Annotated in this window: 14 protein-coding genes; 2 read left to right on the top strand and 12 right to left on the bottom strand. The window is 50.7% G+C overall.

Translation table 11 applies throughout. The features are described 5' to 3' along the window. Positions 1 to 22: 22 nt before the first annotated feature. The 6 genes from ACESTD_RS01720 to ychF form a co-directional block, all read right to left on the bottom strand. Positions 23 to 2,200, bottom strand: coding sequence for a glycoside hydrolase family 3 C-terminal domain-containing protein (locus ACESTD_RS01720; RefSeq protein WP_373158626.1), 2,178 nt, complete (start codon positions 2,198 to 2,200; stop codon positions 23 to 25). 169 nt (positions 2,201 to 2,369) lie between these two features. Continuing rightward, complete coding sequence (locus tag ACESTD_RS01715; RefSeq protein ID WP_373158627.1) at positions 2,370 to 4,706, bottom strand: alpha-xylosidase; 2,337 nt, start codon at positions 4,704 to 4,706, stop codon at positions 2,370 to 2,372. Positions 4,707 to 4,807: 101 nt separating this feature from the next. Beyond that, positions 4,808 to 5,710: a prolipoprotein diacylglyceryl transferase gene (gene lgt / locus ACESTD_RS01710; RefSeq protein ID WP_022401919.1), complete on the bottom strand. Its 903-nt coding sequence runs from the start codon at positions 5,708 to 5,710 to the stop codon at positions 4,808 to 4,810. A gap of 86 nt (positions 5,711 to 5,796) precedes the next feature. Continuing rightward, positions 5,797 to 6,717 (bottom strand): ketopantoate reductase family protein, encoded by a 921-nt coding sequence (locus ACESTD_RS01705; protein ID WP_120129568.1) that lies wholly within the window; start codon positions 6,715 to 6,717, stop codon positions 5,797 to 5,799. A gap of 14 nt (positions 6,718 to 6,731) precedes the next feature. After that, the gene (locus tag ACESTD_RS01700; protein ID WP_120129571.1) at positions 6,732 to 7,544 is read right to left on the bottom strand and encodes a carboxypeptidase-like regulatory domain-containing protein; all 813 of its coding nucleotides are present in this window, start codon (positions 7,542 to 7,544) and stop codon (positions 6,732 to 6,734) included. Positions 7,545 to 7,618: 74 nt separating this feature from the next. After that, a complete protein-coding gene (gene ychF, locus ACESTD_RS01695) occupies positions 7,619 to 8,722 on the bottom strand; it encodes a redox-regulated ATPase YchF (protein WP_120129573.1) in 1,104 nt (367 codons plus the stop codon). A 339-nt stretch (positions 8,723 to 9,061) separates the two neighbouring features. On the opposite strand from ychF, the gene ACESTD_RS01690 reads away from it, so the two are divergent. Next, positions 9,062 to 10,678 carry a family 43 glycosylhydrolase gene (locus tag ACESTD_RS01690; protein WP_373158628.1) on the top strand — a complete coding sequence of 539 codons (1,617 nt, stop codon included), beginning with the start codon at positions 9,062 to 9,064 and terminating at the stop codon, positions 10,676 to 10,678. Positions 10,679 to 10,948: 270 nt separating this feature from the next. On the opposite strand, the gene ACESTD_RS01685 is transcribed toward ACESTD_RS01690, so the two are convergent. The 3 genes from ACESTD_RS01685 to polA form a co-directional block, all read right to left on the bottom strand. Further along, a complete protein-coding gene (locus ACESTD_RS01685) occupies positions 10,949 to 11,572 on the bottom strand; it encodes an HD domain-containing protein (protein ID WP_005826183.1) in 624 nt (207 codons plus the stop codon). Positions 11,573 to 11,705: 133 nt separating this feature from the next. Next, complete coding sequence (locus tag ACESTD_RS01680; protein WP_005826180.1) at positions 11,706 to 12,098, bottom strand: DUF3836 domain-containing protein; 393 nt, start codon at positions 12,096 to 12,098, stop codon at positions 11,706 to 11,708. A 278-nt stretch (positions 12,099 to 12,376) separates the two neighbouring features. Next, positions 12,377 to 15,232 carry a DNA polymerase I gene (gene polA / locus ACESTD_RS01675; protein WP_373158629.1) on the bottom strand — a complete coding sequence of 952 codons (2,856 nt, stop codon included), beginning with the start codon at positions 15,230 to 15,232 and terminating at the stop codon, positions 12,377 to 12,379. Between the two features lie 87 nt (positions 15,233 to 15,319). On the opposite strand from polA, the gene ACESTD_RS01670 reads away from it, so the two are divergent. After that, positions 15,320 to 16,294 (top strand): polyprenyl synthetase family protein, encoded by a 975-nt coding sequence (locus ACESTD_RS01670; RefSeq protein ID WP_005826176.1) that lies wholly within the window; start codon positions 15,320 to 15,322, stop codon positions 16,292 to 16,294. Positions 16,295 to 16,379: 85 nt separating this feature from the next. Here ACESTD_RS01670 and deoC read toward each other — a convergent pair whose 3' ends face one another. Genes deoC through dtd form a run of 3 tightly spaced genes read right to left on the bottom strand, consistent with a single transcriptional unit; the run spans position 16,380 to position 18,059 of the window. Then, entirely contained in the window at positions 16,380 to 17,282 is a 903-nt protein-coding gene (gene deoC, locus ACESTD_RS01665; RefSeq protein WP_009037467.1) for a deoxyribose-phosphate aldolase, read from the bottom strand. Then, the gene (locus tag ACESTD_RS01660; RefSeq protein ID WP_009037466.1) at positions 17,269 to 17,607 is read right to left on the bottom strand and encodes a nucleotide pyrophosphohydrolase; all 339 of its coding nucleotides are present in this window, start codon (positions 17,605 to 17,607) and stop codon (positions 17,269 to 17,271) included. Before ACESTD_RS01660 ends, deoC begins: the two co-directional genes overlap by 14 nt. Then, positions 17,607 to 18,059: a D-aminoacyl-tRNA deacylase gene (gene dtd, locus ACESTD_RS01655; RefSeq protein WP_005826171.1), complete on the bottom strand. Its 453-nt coding sequence runs from the start codon at positions 18,057 to 18,059 to the stop codon at positions 17,607 to 17,609. Before dtd ends, ACESTD_RS01660 begins: the two co-directional genes overlap by 1 nt. Positions 18,060 to 18,101 lie beyond the last annotated feature (42 nt).

The raw sequence follows: 18,101 nt of genomic DNA, 5'->3' as shown, positions 1-18,101 counted from the left end.
GTTTCAAAACACGGCTGGTTTCTTATAGTTTGACTTTTCCCTCCAACCGTATATCTTCCGATGAAGCCCCTATCAGCAGCTTCACCGTTCCGGGTTCTACAACGAACATCTGCTTTCCTTCGTTCCAATAGCCGAGCTCCTCTTTGGGCACGGTAAGCGTCACTTTCCGGGTTTCGCCGGCCTTGATGGGGATACGCTTGAAGGCGCGCAACTGCTTGGAAGGACGTTCCACTTTGGAGTCCGGATAGCTGGCATAGAGCTGTACGACTTCTTCTCCGTCGCGTCCGCTGGTATTCTTCACTGATACCGTCACGCGGATGTTCTTCTTGTCTTGCTTGACGGATTCAATCTTCTCGTACGTAAAGTCGGAATAGCTCAGACCATAGCCGAAAGGATAGAGCACAGGGCCCTGGTGGTACATATACGTACGTCCGTTGCGGATGTCGTAGTCCATCATGTCGGGCAGGTCGGTGATGTCTTTCACCCACGTCTGTACGGTACGTCCGGCTGGATTCACCTTGCCAAAGAGTACGTCGGCCAGTCCGTTGCCCTGCTCCTGGCTGCAGTGGGTGATGTGGACGATGGCAGGCACGTGCTCCTGGCTCCAGTTGATGGTGTAGGGGAAACTGCTGACGAGCACCAGTATGGTATTGGGATTGGCTTTGAGCACCAGCTTCACCAAGTCTTCATCGGGCAGCATCAGCGATTTGCGGTCCACGGCTTCGCGGCCGTCACTGGGGACGGGAGAGAACTTCCAGTCCGCACGTGTGCCGTAAGGATGGTTTCCTACACATACAATGGCGATGTCGGCGGCTGCGGCAGCCTTTTCCGCCTGGCCCATGCGGTTGTCTTCGGCGTGGATGACTTCGGTATCTTCCTTTACAGCATTGCGTATGCCGCTCAGAATCGTTGTTTCGTAAGGCGGGGTACCACTATACCAGTCTTGCACGATTTTGTCCGAATACGGGCCTATAACGGCTATTTTACGCAGCTTTCCGGCATCGAGTGGCAGGAGATTCTTGTTTTTCAATAACACCACAGACTTGGCGGTGACTTCCCGTGCCAGCCTACGGGCTTCTGCTGTCATGAAAGGCGGTGTCTCCGTACTGTCCTTTCCGATGGAGAGATAAGGGTTACGGGAGTGGTCCCCGTCCAGCAAGCCGAGCTTGAGGGCGACGAAGATGTTCCCGCGGATAGCCTTGTCGATGTCGACTTCGGTCAGTAATCCCTTTTCCAGAGCTTCCTTGACGTAAGGAACGTATGCGTCGAGAAATTGTCCTGTGGTGGCTTTTACTACGGCAGCGGCACCCTCCGCAAAGCTCGGAAAACTCTTGTGCGCTTCAATCAGCAGTTTCAGGGCACCGCCGTCCGTACAGATGATACCGTTGTTGCCCCATTGCTTGCGGGTAATCTCTTCGAGGCAGGGATGGATGGACATGGGGATGCCGTTCCAACTGTTGTAGGCGGCCATGAAGGCGCGGCTGCCTCCCTCGGTGATGCCTTTATAGAAAGGATAAGCGTAGTATTCATGGAACAGCCGCGTGTCGAAGTCGGAGGAAGTGCTGTCCCGTCCGTCCTCGTTACTGTTGGCAAGGAAGTGTTTCATCAGAGAGGCAGTTTTCCAGTAGCGGGGATGATTGCCTTGCAGGCCGCGTACGCTGGCAATGGTGAGTTGGGCGGTGAGGAAAGCATCTTCTCCGAAACTCTCCTCGGTACGTCCCCAGCGCGGGTCGCGGGCAAGGTCGGCATTCGGAGCGCGCATCACGAGGGCATGACGCTTGTTGCCGGTGGTCTGCATGTAGTAGCGGGCTTCTTCAGCGGCTTGTTCCGCTACTTTCTGCACCAAATCGGTGTCCCATGTGGAGCCCAGACCGTAGGATTGGGGGAATATGGTGGTGGGGCAGTCTGTGGGGACTACTTTCCCGTCTTCCGTTCTTTGGCGTCCGCCCCACATGGCAGGCCCGCCGAGGGTCAGCCCGTGCAGTCCTTCGTAGTGTCCGCAACGGGGAATGTTGAGGCGGGGGACACCGAGGTCGGTGGAAAGAAGGTTTATCTTTTCATCCAATGTCAGGATGGAAAGAAGATGGTCCACGCGCTGTTCGTCGGTGAGCGTGGTATCTTGGAAGGCTTGTGTTTGTTGTGCGCTTGTCTGCAGGCAAAGCAGCAGAGAGAAAATGAGGAGTAGTGACTTGTTTCTCATGGTTCATTAGGGTTTAATGGATTCAATGTAGTGGGTTGTCATAGCAAACATTCTTGGTTGTTATCTCAATCTATACCTTTTGTCTGCACGAGATGTGCATCTCATGATGTACGAGATGTATATTTCATGCAACTTGAGATGCGCATCTCGTACATGAAAGGATAGGGGATTATGGGATGGACATTCGTTGCAACCGTCCGTCCTGCGGCAGGCAGAGCAACCCTTCGGCTTTCTTTTCGTCTGCCAGATACTTCTTCCACGTAATCTTGTCCCACTTCATCTGGTCTGTGCATTGTGCCACGGGGATATGGGGGATGGCCGAACCGTCCTTTACAAGAATGATGATGGGCAGGGTGCCGCACTCGATATGGTTCCATCCCGGAGCATACACCTTTCCGGTCTGGTAGTCTATCCATTTCTGCCGTCCGGGGAGGTAGACATCCCGTCCGCTGCCCTCTTCGAGCATGGGGGCCACGAGGAGATTGGAGCCGAACATGTACTCGTCCTCTACCAGCCATGCACCCGGGTCGTCGGGATACTCCAGCAGTAGGGCGCGGAGCATCGGCCAGCCGTTCTCGGTGCACTCTTTGGATTGTGCGTATACATAGGGCATCAGTTTGTACTTCAGCTCGGCGCAACGGCGGAAATAGTCTGTGAACTCTTTCCCGTAGTACCACGGCTCAGTGGGAGGTGCTCCGTGCACGCGGCTGTGGCTGGTGAGGAAGCCGAAGGGCAGCCAGCGGCGGTAGAGGCTTTCGGGGCTTTGGGTCACGAAGCCGCCTATGTCATTGCTCCAGAAGCAGAACCCGCTCAATCCGATGGAGAGACCGCTGCGGACGGTTCCCTCGAAACCGGTTTCGGTGGTGGCGGCATCACCGCCCCAGTGCAGCGGGTAGCGTTGTGAGCCTGCCCATGCAGAGCGTGCCCAGATGATGTTTTCGCCGTGCAGCTTCTTGATGATGTCGGCCACGGTTTTGTTGTAGCGCAGCGGGTAGAGGTTGTGTTCGTACAGTCCGCTACGGCCGTTGGCATAGATGGCATCCAGCGGGGCACCTTCGCCGAAGTCTACTTTGATGGCGCCTACACCCATTTCAATCAGATTGCCGAGTTTTTCCTGATACCACTTCACAGTTTCGGGGTTGGTGAAGTCCAGCACCACGTCCTCGTAGGGGAGCTGCCCCTTACCGTTGCGTACGTACAGACCGCGTTCCACCAGCTCGGGGAAGAACTTGTTTTTCGGAGTGAAGTAGGGGAGTTGCCAGAGGCAGGTGCGGAAGCCTTGTGACCTTAGGTCGGTGAGCATCTGCCGGGGATTGTCGAAGCGGTCGGCGGCAAAGGCGTAGTCGCACTGCCAGTCCACGCCGAACCAGCCGGTATCGAAGTGGATGACATCGCTCGGTATCTTGTTCTCACGCAGTTTCCGGGCTACATCGCGGCCCTCTGCTTCGCTGAAGTAGGTGATGCGGCTCATCCAGGTGCCGAAGCTCCACAAAGGGGGCATTTCGGGCCGTCCTACCAGTGCGGTGTATTCGCTCAGCATCTCCTTCGGCGAACCCAGGAAGATGAAGATGTCCATCGCTTCGTCTGCCATAAAGAGTTTGGTGGCTCCGATGTAGGAGCAGCCGAAGTCGCAGGTCACGGGGGCGGAAGTGTGCATAAACATGCCATAGCCGCGGTTACTGAAAAAGAAGGGGATAGGCTTGTACATATCCGGAGTTTCGGGGCCCTGCGGGTCGGTGACAAAGAGGTTGACCTTTTGTCCGGCCTTGTTCAGTGCGGTGGCGGACTCGCCGCAACCGTAGATTTTCTCGTTCGGTGCAAGGCTGAATACGGGATTGATGCTGCGTGAGTTGTCCGAGCCGCGCTTGATAAAGCTGAATGGAGGTACCTTGACCTGTGTGGAGTCGTTGTCGCTCCAGCAACGAGTCTGTGTCAGCAGGCGTCCGTCGGCATCTTTCAGCACCAGGCGCCAGGGGTAATTCTCGATGAGCAGGCTGCCGTATCGGGAGGTGTACAGGGTACCTTTATCCGTCTTCTCGGCTTTCCAGAAGGAGCGTCCGTCGGCAGGCTTTCCTATGAGCATGGGGTCATCGGCATCTTCTTTCGGTACGATGGGCGAGGTAAGCATATGGATGCGGAGGGTACGTTCGCTGACCGGTTCGACGGTGAACGTCAGTTGTGGATTGTTGTCGTAGGCCGTCTCCGGGAAGTCCAGCGACTGGAGGGGCTGGTGCAGGTAGGTGTTTGCATTGAATGCCTGGCGGGGCATCAGTTGCTGGCGTTTCCACTGGACAGTCCCCTTGCCGGTGGAGGTGTCGAACGATACCAGGCTGTCGGCAAAGAAATAGGTGTTGCTGAGGTCCAGAAAATCCTGGCTCATGTCTTTCGACTGGGAAAGCAGGTATTGCACGCCGGCATTTGTTTTCAGTTGGGCATGTGCGGGCGGGATGGCAGTTGCTGCTAGCAGCATAAAAGCTGCCCCTTTCATCAGTTGTTTCTCTTTCATGATAAATATATGATTTACGGTTACTGTTTCGATGCCGTAAAAGTAGAGAAATCCACACAGATGAAAGGGGTGGGTATGTTGCTTATGTAGGGCTGAAATGTTTATTTGGAAGCTTTCTTCCCGTAGAAACACATGAAATATACCCCGATAATCACAAACGGGATACTGAGCCACTGGCCCATGTTCAGCGTCATGCTGTCCTCAAAGTTCACCTGGTTTTCTTTCAGGAACTCGATGAAGAAACGGAAGGTGAAAATCTCCGTCAGGCAGAGTCCGAAGAAGAAACCGCGGTGATAGGGCAGGGAGGCTTCGGCCTGCACGGTGGTTGATTTCCGCTTGGTGGTGCTGAAATCTGTTTCGAGCTTGGTCTCTTGTTTCTTCTGTCCGCGTTTGTATAGCCAGACCATCCCCAGGAAGAAGATGAAGTAGGCGATGGCTTCGTAGAGCTGTGCCGGATGGCGGGGCAGCATGTCTTCGCGCTCGAAGATGAATGCCCAGGGCACGTCGGTCGGTTTGCCGATGATTTCGGAGTTCATCAGGTTGGCAAGGCGGATGCAGCAGGCGGTGATGGGAGTGGCAACGGCTATCATGTCGAGCACGTCCATGTAGTGCATCTTCGTCTTGCGGCAGTACATCCAGAGGGCGATAATCAGGCCCAGCGTGCCGCCGTGGCTGGCAAGGCCGGTGTAACCCGTCATTTTCCATCCTGCGGCGGTCTGCTTGATGGGGAGAATCATTTCAACGAAGTGGTCTTGGTAGTATGCCCAGTCGTAAAATATGCAGTGGCCCAGTCGTGCGCCTATCAGTATGCCGAAGAAGCAATAGAAGAAAAGAGGTTCGAATTTCTTTTCGTCTATTTTGCGGTCGCGGTACTGGTGTTGCACGATAAGGTAGGCAAAAGCGAGGCCGATAATCCATAACAAACCGTAGTAGCGGATGGATATGCCGAAGAAGTTGAATAGTTCGGGGTCGGGGTTCCAGTTGATGGTGAGTAGTGATAACATATTTATGAAGAATTAAATTACTGAATTACGGGGTTGTTCGGGACAAAGGTATGAAATTATCTCGTTTGGCAGTTCATCGTGGCAGTTTATTTGAATTTCTCCGCCACCATCCTATACGTCGGCACCTCAATCCCTTGTTCCTCTGCAGCCGTAATCATGTCGAACAACAAGCCTTGTACTTCGCTCTGATGTCCTTTGGCCATATCTTTCTGCATGGAGGCGGTACTTTCAGGGGCGAGTTTGTCTATTACTTTGAGGTTATACTGCACGATGTCTTCCTTGAATTCTATACCCAACTTCCTGCCCAAAGCTGCACTCTCTTGTGACAGTCCGATAAAGGTGTCGCGCACTTTGCCCGGTTTCTGGACTTCGCCCATAGGTACGTCGTAATAGGCTCCGGTGACGGCCATAGCAGAAATGAAGGACCACTTGACGAATGTGTCCCGGTCGATGTCGTCGGAGATTTCGGCTTTGATGCCGCTTTCCTGCAAATCGCGTTGCACGGCTTCCAATGTTTCACGGGAAACAATCGTGCTGCGGTGTGCTCCGTAGACGAGCCGGAAAATCTTTCCCATCTGCGTGATTTCTCCCCGTCCGGATACGAATCCTACGATGTAGATGCAGCCGTCGAGCACCGTGACGCCGGGGACCAACCGCTGGATACGGGGACCGGTTCCGTAAACATTCAGGATGGGGATTACCACTGTACGCTCGTGTGAGGCACGTTTGATGAGTTCCGTAATGGAGTCTACGGAATAACCTTTGACGCAGACGAAGATAACATCCGCTTTGCCTTGGAATTCTTCTGCGGTAAATGCCGCCACTTTCAGACAATGTTCACCTTTCAAATCGGAGTGCAGTTGCAGACCGTTCCCGCGTATGGCGGCAAGGTGTTCGCCACGTGCAATGCAAGTGACGTCTTTGCCGGATAATGAAAGAAAGGCGGCGATGCTTCCGCCTACGCCGCCGGTACCTGCTATGAGGTATTTCAGATTACTGTTTGCCATTTGTTGTGTATGGTTTATTGAACGTAGTTTTCCTTTTCCATATAGTAAAGCCCTTCGCCCCGGTCACCGTTTTCCATGTCTTCCAGCTCTACTTTGAAGATACGGTAGGGAAGGTCTTTTTTGGGATGCTTGGGCATGTCTACTGTCAATAGATAGGCGTTGCCATATTCGTTGCTGTCGAAATATTCTTTTATTTCCTGCTTCATCAGCACGGGGACTTTCTCACCGTCTATCCAGACGGTGACTTTCAGTTGCCCGGGGCGGGGAGCCATCTGGCATTCTCTGGCTTCTTTGTTTTGTTCTTGTTGCTCAATGTCACTCAGGTTTTCACCGTGTACCAATGACTCGGGCTTTGTTTCTTTCATCCATTGGTAGGTACGTGTCAAGCTCATGGGACGGACGTATATCTGATAAGTAGGCATGGCTCCGGGGATGTAGAAAGCACGCAGGCCATAAGCTTCCATACGATGATAACGTATGTCGAGTGTAGTGTCGCGGTCGGCGATGAAATCCCAGGCCCAGAACTCCAGGCGGTGTTCAGTCTCGGGCAGCCCGCTTTTCATGGCAATGTGCGCATAGGAGGGCAGATAAATAGAGGCTGCACTTTGATATTTCCCTTTGGGTATACGGGCCGTGTAATGCCCGTCTTTGTCGGTTATGGCTTCTATGATGTCATTGAACTGCGGGTTTTGCCACCAGACACTGGCACTGTCTATCGGCTGTCCGTTGTAATCAGTCACCCGTCCGTGAATGGTTACTGAGTCTTGCTGTTGTGCATAAACGGCAGTACAGGACAATAAGAATAAAAGGAAGATAATCTGTTTCATATTGTTATTGTATGGAGTTTATTAGAAAATGGCAATGTACAAAGAAAGTACATTGCCATCTGGAATGAATATCATTACACATTGAACCTGAAGTGCATGATGTCCCCATCCTGCACCACGTATTCCTTACCTTCCACACCCAACTTTCCGGCTTCGCGCACGGCTGCTTCGCTACCATACTTGATATAATCCTCATACTTGATGACCTCTGCCCGGATAAACCCTTTCTCGAAATCCGTATGGATAACGCCGGCGCATTGCGGCGCTTTCCATCCCTTGCGATAGGTCCATGCCTTTACTTCCATCTCTCCGGCAGTGATGAAGGTTTCGAGGTTCAGCAGGCTGTAGATAGTTTTAATCAAACGGTTGCAGCCGCTTTCTTTCAGTCCCAGGTCTTCGAGGAACATCTGCTTTTCTTCGTATGTCTCCAGTTCGGCGATGTCGGCCTCGGTCTGGGCGGAGATGATGATGAGTTCCGCATCCTCGCCCTTGATGGCTTCACGCACCTGCTCTACGTACTGGTTGCCGCTGGCGGCACTGACGTCATCCACGTTGCAGACGTAGAGCACAGGCTTGGTAGTAAGCAGGAACATCTGCTTGGCGCATTGTTCCTCGTCGTCGTTCTGCGGAATGACGGTGCGGGCGCTTTGTCCTTGTTCCAGGGCATCCTTGTAGCGGAGCAGGAGTTCGTACTCTATCTTTGCCGCCTTGTCGCCACCCACTTTGGCAATCTTCTCTACACGCTTGATGCGGTTTTCCACCGTGTCGAGGTCCTTCAGTTGCAGCTCTGTGTCGATGATTTCCTTGTCGCGCACGGGGTTCACCGAACCGTCCACGTGGACGATGTTGCCGTTGTCGAAGCAGCGCAGCACGTGAATGATGGCGTCGCACTCGCGGATGTTGCCCAAGAACTGGTTGCCGAGTCCTTCACCTTTGCTGGCGCCCTTCACCAGTCCGGCAATGTCTACGATGTCGCACACGGCAGGTACGATACGCCCCGGGTGAACCAGCTCGGCGAGCTTCGTCAGTCGTTCGTCGGGTACGGACACTTGTCCCATTTGGGCGTCGATTGTACAGAACGGGAAGTTTGCCGCTTGTGCCTTTGCGCTGCTCAAGCAGTTGAAAAGAGTGGATTTTCCTACGTTGGGAAGGCCCACGATACCAGCTTTTAATGCCATAGTGTTATCTTGTTTTTTTAGTTATTGTTCAGTTAATTGGATGCAAAGATAGTGCAAACCGAATGCAGAATAAAATGAACTCGTTCATTTTTTATGCTGAGGTGCAGCCTATCTTCGCTTTTTTAAGCAAAGATAGTGCAAACCGGACAAACTTACTGAAAAATAGCTGATTTTTGCATACACCAACGAAGAAAGGAGGAGATGGGAGAGCCGCCGGAACGGTATTTAGAAATTCGTATTGAACGTGTTAATTTGCATTAAAAGCATGACGATGAAACGATAAATTGATAGTTTTGTCGCAATTATAATTTAAGTATCATTCTATAAATCAATGCAATTATGAAAAACAAAGTAAGAAAAATTCTGATGATTTTCTCATGTCTCATCGGTCTGTCTTTTACATTATCTGCACAGAATCCTTATCTGCCGCTTTGGGAGTTTATTCCTGACGGTGAGCCCTATGTGTTTGAGGATCCTGACTGCCCCGGCAAGTACCGTGTCTATATTTATGGCTCGCACGATAATCTCAAGTGGATGTATTGTGGACGTGACCAAGTGGTGTGGTCGGCACCCGTAGAGGACTTGACCCGTTGGAGATATGACGGCGTGATATTTAAAGTCAATGAGTCGCCCGAGCTGTATAAACTGAATGCTGATGGGACCGACGACGTGCTTTTTGCCCCTGACGTGACAGTAACTACCGATGCCGATGGTAAGAAAACTTATTACCTCTTTCCGAATAATCAAGGTGGCGGGCGCAATTCCATGATTGCCAAAAGCGACCGTCCCGATGGTCCGTTTACAGTATGCAATTGGAACAAGGAACGTCCTCGTGAGACTTTCGGTTGCTTGGGATTCGACCCCGCAGTGTTTGTTGACGATGATGGACGCGTGTATGGTTATTGGGGATTTGGCATTTCGCATGGCGCGGAGTTGGACCCTGCTACCATGTGCACGGTAAAGCCCGGTACCGAAGTGGTGGAGAACATGATTTCGGGCTATCGGCAGGAAGGTATATTCCGCTTCTTTGAGGCATCTTCTATCCGCAAGATTGAGGATAAGTATGTGTTTATCTATAGCCGTACTACCGCTGAGGGTGAAGATGGCCTGCCAAACGCCAGCAACTATACGTTGGCCTATGCCTACAGCGAGCATCCCTTGGGCCCGTGGACCTATGGTGGGACAATCATCGATGCGCGGGCGCGCGAATATGATGAAAAAGGCAATGTGATAGCTTCGGCCATGCCCGGTGGAAATACGCATGGCAGTATCTGCAAGATAGGTGAGCAATGGTACGTGTTCTATCATCGCCAGATAGGTACCGATTGCTATGCACGCCAAGCTATGGTGTCGGCCATTGATGTAAAGGTGGAAAAAGGAAAAGGCGGGAAAGTCGTGATTTCACGCGGAGAGTTCAACTCTGAAGGTTTCCTTCTTGAAGGGCTCAATCCTATGCAGCGCATCTCGGCCGGGCTGGCTTGTTGGCACACCAATCCCGGAGGAATCAAAGAGGTCTATCCCCATTATGTGTATACGGGGTCTTATATCCGGCCTGTGTACCGGGATAATAATCCCTATGCCGGCGATAACAACCACAAAATCCCGTTCGCTCCGGTGGTGAATAACACAAGTGGGTCGATTGTAGGATATAAATACCTGAATATGAATGCCGTTCCGCGAGATAAGTCTTTGCAGATGCAGTTAAGGTTGAAGGCTGAAGATACCGACGGACGCATCCGCATCATGCTGGGTAGCCCTTGGACAACAAAAGGCGGTGTAGAGATAGGACTTGTGAATGTGAAGGCTGGCAGCACTTGCAGGGAGTTCTATGCTTCGCTCTCTATTCCGGCAAAGCTGCATAAGGGAAAGCAGCCGCTCTTCTTTGTCTTCGAATCAGAGACCGAAGGCCAGTCCATCTGTGAGTTTTATGATTTCCTCATGTTGGCACGCCCATAAGTCTTTATACTTATGGAGGCGGATACTTATCTTGTGAGACCTTCTAAATAGAGCTATTGTATTAGTTCACAGTACTGAACACTTTGTTACACCCCGTCGGAACAGATTGTTTCTCTTGTATGAAACGACTTGTTTCGACGGGATAAAACGATTTGTTCCGTTATAGGAAACACTTTGTTTCCTTATAGAGAACACTCTGTTCCATTATAGGAAACAAACCGTTTTCATAGTCGGAAATGAAATGGGGCATATGCTTCATTGATACCGCTATTACTTTTCCTCCTCGAATATTCGGTTGAAAACTTGCCGCAGCTGTCCTTCGTCTGCGATAATGGCTTGGAGCTTCTTCAGCTGTTCCGCATTCTTGCCCTCGGGAAACCAGAGCTTCAGATAACCGCCGGGTGCATATTTTGCCATGAGATGCTGATGGAACCGCTGGTAGTGCCACTCCTTGTCGGCGGCAGGATTCTGTTTCAATCCGTACTGCACGGTGCGGCGCAGGGTGATGTCCGGGTCGATGATACGGTCCGCTTCGGCAACAATCTTGCCGTAGATGCTACGAGGTTCGTGGTCTGTAGAGGCCCGGTGGTCCTCTACGGCTTCTTTCATGAGGAGGATTTCCGTGTCGGAGAACCATTGCCGCAGGGTGGAGTCCGCCATCAGTATCTCGCCGGAGACAAGGTGGTGGGTGGCGCGGTCGCGGCACAGTCCCGTGTCATGGTAGGCGGCAATGACGTATGCCAGGCGTTCGTCCGCTTCGGGATATTGCCGGGCGAGGGCAAGGCTTTCTTCGATGACGGTGCGGACGTGTGAGAGGTTGTGTGCCTTGTCAAACTCCTTGTACCGGGGAATGATTGCTGTCTCGATGTAGGTAATGAGGGTCTCGGGTATCATGTGGCATTCCTTTTTAGGAGGCGAAGATATAATAAAAGAGCCGGAATGTGCGAATCATTCCGGCTCTTTTATGAAAGGTTTCGGTTATTGTTGTTAGGAATAAGATTTCTTACTTTAAGAGAGAGTTTGTCAATTACATGTTAGGGTTGTCCATGATTACTGTCATCTCGGGAACCAGTATGTATTCGCCTTTCTTGTTGTTCCATTTGTAGTATGTGGTAGTCATCGTCTTGCCTTGGTATGCATAGCGGATGCACATGTCCTTGCCCCATGTATTCTTGGTGCTGTTCCATTTCAGGGCTTCGCTTTCCGTCATGCGGTTCTGGTCGTCGTACTTATAATTGTACTTCATATAGTTGGCAAGCGTGTTTCCGTCCATCTTGTATACGGTCTCTGCCACTTTCATGCCATTTACTTCTTCCGAATTGTAAATGAGGTTGCTCTTATTGTCGGCTGAGGCATTTAATCCGCAAACTAAGAGAAGTGCTGAAACAATCACTGTTTTTAAAGATACTTTTGCTTTCATGGTTTTATGTCTTTTTTAGTTTAACTTTCTATTTTCTATCAATATGTCATTGATTTCGCTGCAAAGGTACGTATTAAATTGACATAAATATAAATATCGGATTAAATTTTATCAATATGTCAGTAGTGAGGGTTTCGGTATGCTTTCCTTTTGGCAAGATTGGTGAATAAAAAATATCCGGCAGCGAGGTCGCCGGATATTCTGATGAGCAAACTGTATTTGGAAAGGATTGCTTCTGTTGCTTTCTGATTGTAAGTTAAATAAAGTTATTGGGCTGTTTAGTGTGCCTGCAACCAGTTGTTTCCCCACCCACAATCGGCTTTCAGGGGTACGTGCATGCGATATGCCTGCTCCATCTCTTCGATTACGATTTTCTGTACAAGCTCTTTTTCTGCCTCTGGAACGCTGAAATTTAGTTCGTCATGGACCTGTAAAATCATCTTTGCTTTCAGATTGTAAGCTTGGAAGCGCTGATAGATGTGTGCCATGGCTACTTTTATGATGTCGGCGGCACTTCCCTGGATGGGGGCGTTGATGGCATTCCGTTCGGCATAGCCCCGTACCACCCCGTTTCTTGAGTTGATGTCCGGCAGGAAGCGCTTGCGGTGGAAGATGGTTTCCACGTAGCCCTGCTCGCGTGCCACCTGGATGCTTTTGTCCATATACTCCTTCACTTGTGGGTAGGTTTCAAAGTAGCCGTCTATCAGCTCTTTGGCTTCCTGGCGGGAAACGCCCATGCGTTCGGCAAGCCCGAAGACGGAGATGCCGTAGATGATGCCGAAGTTTGCCGTTTTTGCCTTGCGGCGCATGTCGGCGGTTACGTCGTTTATATCTATTTTATATATCTTGGCAGCGGTGGCGGCGTGGATGTCGTGTCCGCTGAGGAAGGCGTCTATCATGTTCTTATCTTCGCTGAGGTGTGCCATGATGCGCAGCTCTATCTGCGAGTAGTCGGCAGAGAAAAACTCGCAGCCGTTGTCGGGGATGAACGCCTTGCGGATTTCCTTTCCGTCTTCGTCGCGGATGGGGATGTTCTGCAGGTTGGGATTGCTGGAGCTGAGGCGTCCGGTAGCGGTCACCGCCTGGTTGAAGGAGGTGTGTATGCGACCCGTGCGCGGGTTGATGAGCTGGGGTAGGGCATCTATATAGGTGCTCAGTAGTTTCTTCAGTCCGCGGTATTCCAGTATCTTTCCGATGATGTCGTGCTTGCTGCGGTAGCTCTGCAGCACCTCTTCGGAAGTGACGTATTGTCCGGTCTTGGTCTTTTTCGCTTTCTCCACGATTTTCAGCTTGTCGAAGAGCACTTCGCCTACCTGCTTGGCGGAGCTGATATTGAATGTCTCGCCAGCCATCTCGTAGATTTCCTTCTCAATCTCCTGCAGACGGACGGTGAAGTGTTGGGACGATTGCTTCAAGGCTTCCGTGTCGAGCAGCACTCCGTTGCTCTCTATATTAACAAGTACGGGGACGAGCGGCATCTCTATTTCGTAGAACAGATGTTCGGCACCTTGCTCCTTCAGTTCCTTTTCCAGCACGTTTTTCAGTTTGAGGGTGACGTCCGCATCCTCGCAGGCATAACGGTAGACATCTTCGGGTGGAAGGTCGCGCATGTTCTTTTGGTTTTTGCCTCGCGCTCCAATTAGCTCATCGATGTGGATGGTCTGGTAGTGCAGGTAGATTTCCGCCAGATAGTCCATGTTGTGTCGCAGTTCGGGTTGAAGCACGTAGTGGGCAAGCATGGTGTCGAAAAGTTTGCCTTTCACCTGGACGCCGTAATTTTGGAGGATAATCATATCGTACTTGATATTTTGTCCCACCTTCATGGATTTCTCGTTTTCGAAGAGGGGACGGAACTCGTTTACAATTTTTAAGACTTCCTCTCGTTCGGCGGGAACGGGTACGTAGTATGCACGGTTTTCGGCATCGCTGAAGCTCATTCCTACAAGTTCGGCGTCCATTGGCTCGGTTCCGGTAGTCTCGGTATCTATTGAGAGAATTTCGCTTGTAAGTAACTTTTGAATAATTTCTGCTCTTTTATCTTCTGTATCAATGAGTTGGTAGTCTACATCGAGCATTTCTAACCGCGTCAGGTTTGAATTTTCAGAAACGCCCGTCCCCTCGCCCGCAAAATTTGCAAACAAATCGCCTTGAATCGGGGCGCTGTTTTCGGGAGTGGAGGTTTGCGGCTGGGCAAACAGAGTCCCGGCAAAGAGGTCGGGTACCGGAGAGGTTGGAGTAGGGGAGGACGAATTGCCGCTTCCCTTTTTGAGTACCCGGTCGATGAGTGTGCGGAATTCCAACTCCTCGAAAATCTTGCGGAGTTCCTCTTCGTTCGGTTCTTCGCGGACGAGCGAATCCATGTCGAGCTGAATGGGAACATCTGTTTTGATGGTGGCAAGGAATTTGGAGAAGGTTATCATCTCGCGGTTGGTTTCCACTTTCGTTTTCAGTGCGCCTTTCAGCTGGTCGGTATGTTCCAGCAGGTTTTCGATACTGCCGAATTCGGCAATCAGTTTCTGTGCGGTTTTCTCGCCCACACCCGGACAGCCGGGGATGTTGTCGGAAGCATCACCCATCAGTCCCAGCATGTCGATGACCTGCTCGGTGGTCTGTATGTTGAACTTGGTTTTTACTTCTTCGGTACCCATCACTTCGAATCCGCCGGTGTGCTTGGGGCGGTACATGAAGACGCGGTCCGATACCAGTTGCCCGTAGTCCTTGTCGGGAGTCATCATATAGGTGGTGATGCCCTGCCGTCCGGCTTCGGTGGCGAGCGTGCCTATCACGTCGTCGGCTTCGTAGCCGGATACTTCGAGGATGGGAATGCGGTAGGCGCGGATGATGTCCTTTATAATAGGTACGGAAAGGCGGATGGCCTCGGGTGTCTCCTCGCGCTGTGCCTTGTATTGCTCGTAGGCCTCGTGGCGGAAGGTGGGGCCCGACGGGTCGAAGGCTACTCCTATGTGTGTGGGATTCTCTTTTTTGAGCACTTCTTCCAGGGTGTTTACAAAGCCCAGAATGGCCGAAGTGTTGAATCCTTTTGAATTGATTCTCGGGTTCTTGATGAACGCGTAATAGGCTCGATATATCAGTGCATAGGCATCGAGCAAAAACAGTTTATCGATTGAATTCATACATTTAATCCTTTTTTTCATGGTAAAAGTACAAAAAAATACCGTATTAACCGTTTTATTACTATTTTTGTAGGCAAATAGCGATGCATGGACAACTCATCATTGATAAAATCTCCGATTTCTGAGGAATTGGAGGACTTCAAGAAGCTTTTTGAAAGTACTCTCTCCAGTTCCAACCTTTTGCTGAACAGCGTAATTGCGCATATCCGGCAGAAGAACGGGAAGATGATGCGCCCCATTCTGGTGCTTCTGGCTGCGAAGCTTTTTGGCAAGGTATGTCCTGCAACCCTGCATGCTGCGGTTGCGTTGGAACTTCTTCATAATGCCAGCCTTGTGCACGATGATGTAGTGGACGAAAGTACTGAACGCCGTGGACAACTCTCCGTTAATGCCATTTTCAATAATAAAGTAGCCGTACTGGCAGGCGATTATCTGCTTGCAACAGCGTTGGTGCAAGTGGGCATGACCCGTAACCATGACATTATCGACATCGTCTCCTGCCTGGGGCAGGATTTGGCAGATGGTGAACTTCTGCAGCTTTCCAACGTCAGCAATCTCCATTTCTCCGAGGAAGTCTATTTCGACGTTATCCGCAAGAAGACGGCCGTGCTCTTTGCAGCTTGTACGAAGGCGGGCGCTCTCTCGGTGGGGGCCAGCGATGAAAAGGCGGAATCTGCGCGTCTGTTCGGTGAATATATCGGGCTTTGTTTTCAGATAAAGGATGATATTTTCGATTACTCCGAGAGCAAGGAAATAGGCAAACCTACCGGAAATGATATGGTGGAGGGGAAGTTGACTCTGCCTGCGCTTCATGTGCTCAATACCGTGAAGGATAAAACAGCGGAAGAAATTGCCGTAAAGATAAAGAATGGGGAGGCAACGCCTGGCGAAATAGCCCATTTAATTGAATTTACCAAGCAGAATGGTGGTATAGAGTATGCTTCGCAAGTGATGTATGACTATAAGGAAAAGGCTCTTTCTTTGCTGGCTTCTTTGCCCGATACGGAGGTAAAAGCAGCGCTAGCCGGGTATCTGGATTATGTGGTAGAGCGGGAAAAATGACGGAACTGTTTCCGGTTGATAATATGAGAAAGCCTGATGGAACCCACTCCATCAGGCTTTATTTATAGGTAAATACAGCTTTCTCTTAGAAGAATTTCATCTCTTCACCCTTGATTTCCGAAAGCAGCAGGTTGGCAAGACGACTGGTTCCCAGACGGAACAGCTCGTTGTTCAGCCATTCTTCGCCGAGCACTTCCTTGACGATGGTGTAATAAATCAGTGCATCGTTCACGCAGTTGATTCCTCCTGCGGGCTTAAAGCCTACCTTGATACCCGTCAGCTCGTGATATTCCTTGATGGCCTGGCACATAACCAGGGCGGCCTCCGGCGTGGCGGCAGGCTGCTGCTTGCCGGTGGAAGTCTTGATGAAATCGGCACCCGAATACATGGAAAGGATGGATGCTTTTTTGATGTTCGAAGCCGTCTTCAAAGCTCCGGTTTCGAGGATTACCTTCATGTGGTGCTCTTTGCAGGTTGCTTTGAGTTCTTGTATCTCCTCGCACATGCCTTCATAGTCTCCCGCCAGGAACTTGCCCACCGAAATAACGATGTCTATTTCATCGGCGCCTTCCATCAGTGCCATGGCAGTTTCTGCCACTTTCACTTCAATGAAAGTCTGGGAGGAGGGGAAACCTGCTGATACACAAGCTATTTTTACATCTTCCACTTCCAGCGTGTCTTTTACGACTTCTGCAAAATTGGGGTATACACAGATGGCTGCCACATTCTTCAGGTCGGGGAACTCTTCGTCGAATTTATTCACTTTCTGGGTGAATTTCATGACGCTTTCATCGCTGTCTTCACTCTTCAGGGTGGTAAGGTCAATGCAGTTGAACAGGAATTTCTTTACCTCCGGTGTATTGTTTGCCGGTACTTTCTCTGCAATGATTCTGGCAGCTTGTGCAGCTATTTCTGCATCATCCAGTTGGGTGTTGTACTTTGCCAGGGCGGCGTCATACTTACTCTGGGTAGGCTCATTCTTCTCCATGGTTTTTCAATTTAGGATTATTGATATGTCTTGTCTGGTCACGTCTGGTTTTCTTCTCGAAGTTGCGGCAGAAGGCGTCTGTCAGGTTCACTCCGGTCTGGTTCGCAAGGCAGAGAAGTACCCAAAGAACATCTGCCATCTCATCGTCGAGATTGTCTTTTTCTCCTTTCTTGAAGGATTGGTCGCCATACTTGCGTGCCATGACGCGGGCGAGTTCGCCCACTTCTTCGGTCAGTATCGCCATATTGGTGAGTTCGCTGAAATAGCGCACTCCGTATTCCTTTATCCAGGAATCCACTTGTTTCTGTGCTTCTTCTAACGTCATTATTCCTTGTTTTTTGTATCTATACAGATGGTCACGGGACCATCGTTCATCAGTTCTACTTTCATATCGGCACCAAATTCGCCGGTACCTATTTCTTTACCTAATGCTAAACTCAGTTCCCGGCAGAATTGTTCGTACAGCGGGACGGATATTTCCGGCCGTGCTGCCCGTATGTAGGAGGGACGGTTGCCTTTCTTGGTGGAGGCGTGGAGGGTGAACTGGCTGATAACCAGTATCTCGCCGTCTGCTTCAAGAATGGATTTGTTCATTACGCCGTTTTCGTCATCGAAAATGCGCAGGTTGACTATCTTCTTGCAAAGCCAGTCGATATCTTCTTTTCCATCGGATTCTTCGATGCCTACGAGTATCATGAGGCCCTTTCCAATGGAGGCTTTGCAGGTTCCGTTGATGGTGACGGAAGCGTGTCCGGCACGTTGTATCACTACTCTCATGTTGTTCTTGTCTTTTTGAGGGGACAAAGTTACGAATTAATT

The sequence above is a fragment of the Bacteroides sp. AR20 genome, assembly GCF_964250605.1.
Taxonomy (GTDB): domain Bacteria; phylum Bacteroidota; class Bacteroidia; order Bacteroidales; family Bacteroidaceae; genus Bacteroides; species Bacteroides uniformis.
The sequence above is the reverse complement of the archived record's forward strand: the minus strand, read 5'-3'. Positions and strand labels throughout refer to the sequence as shown.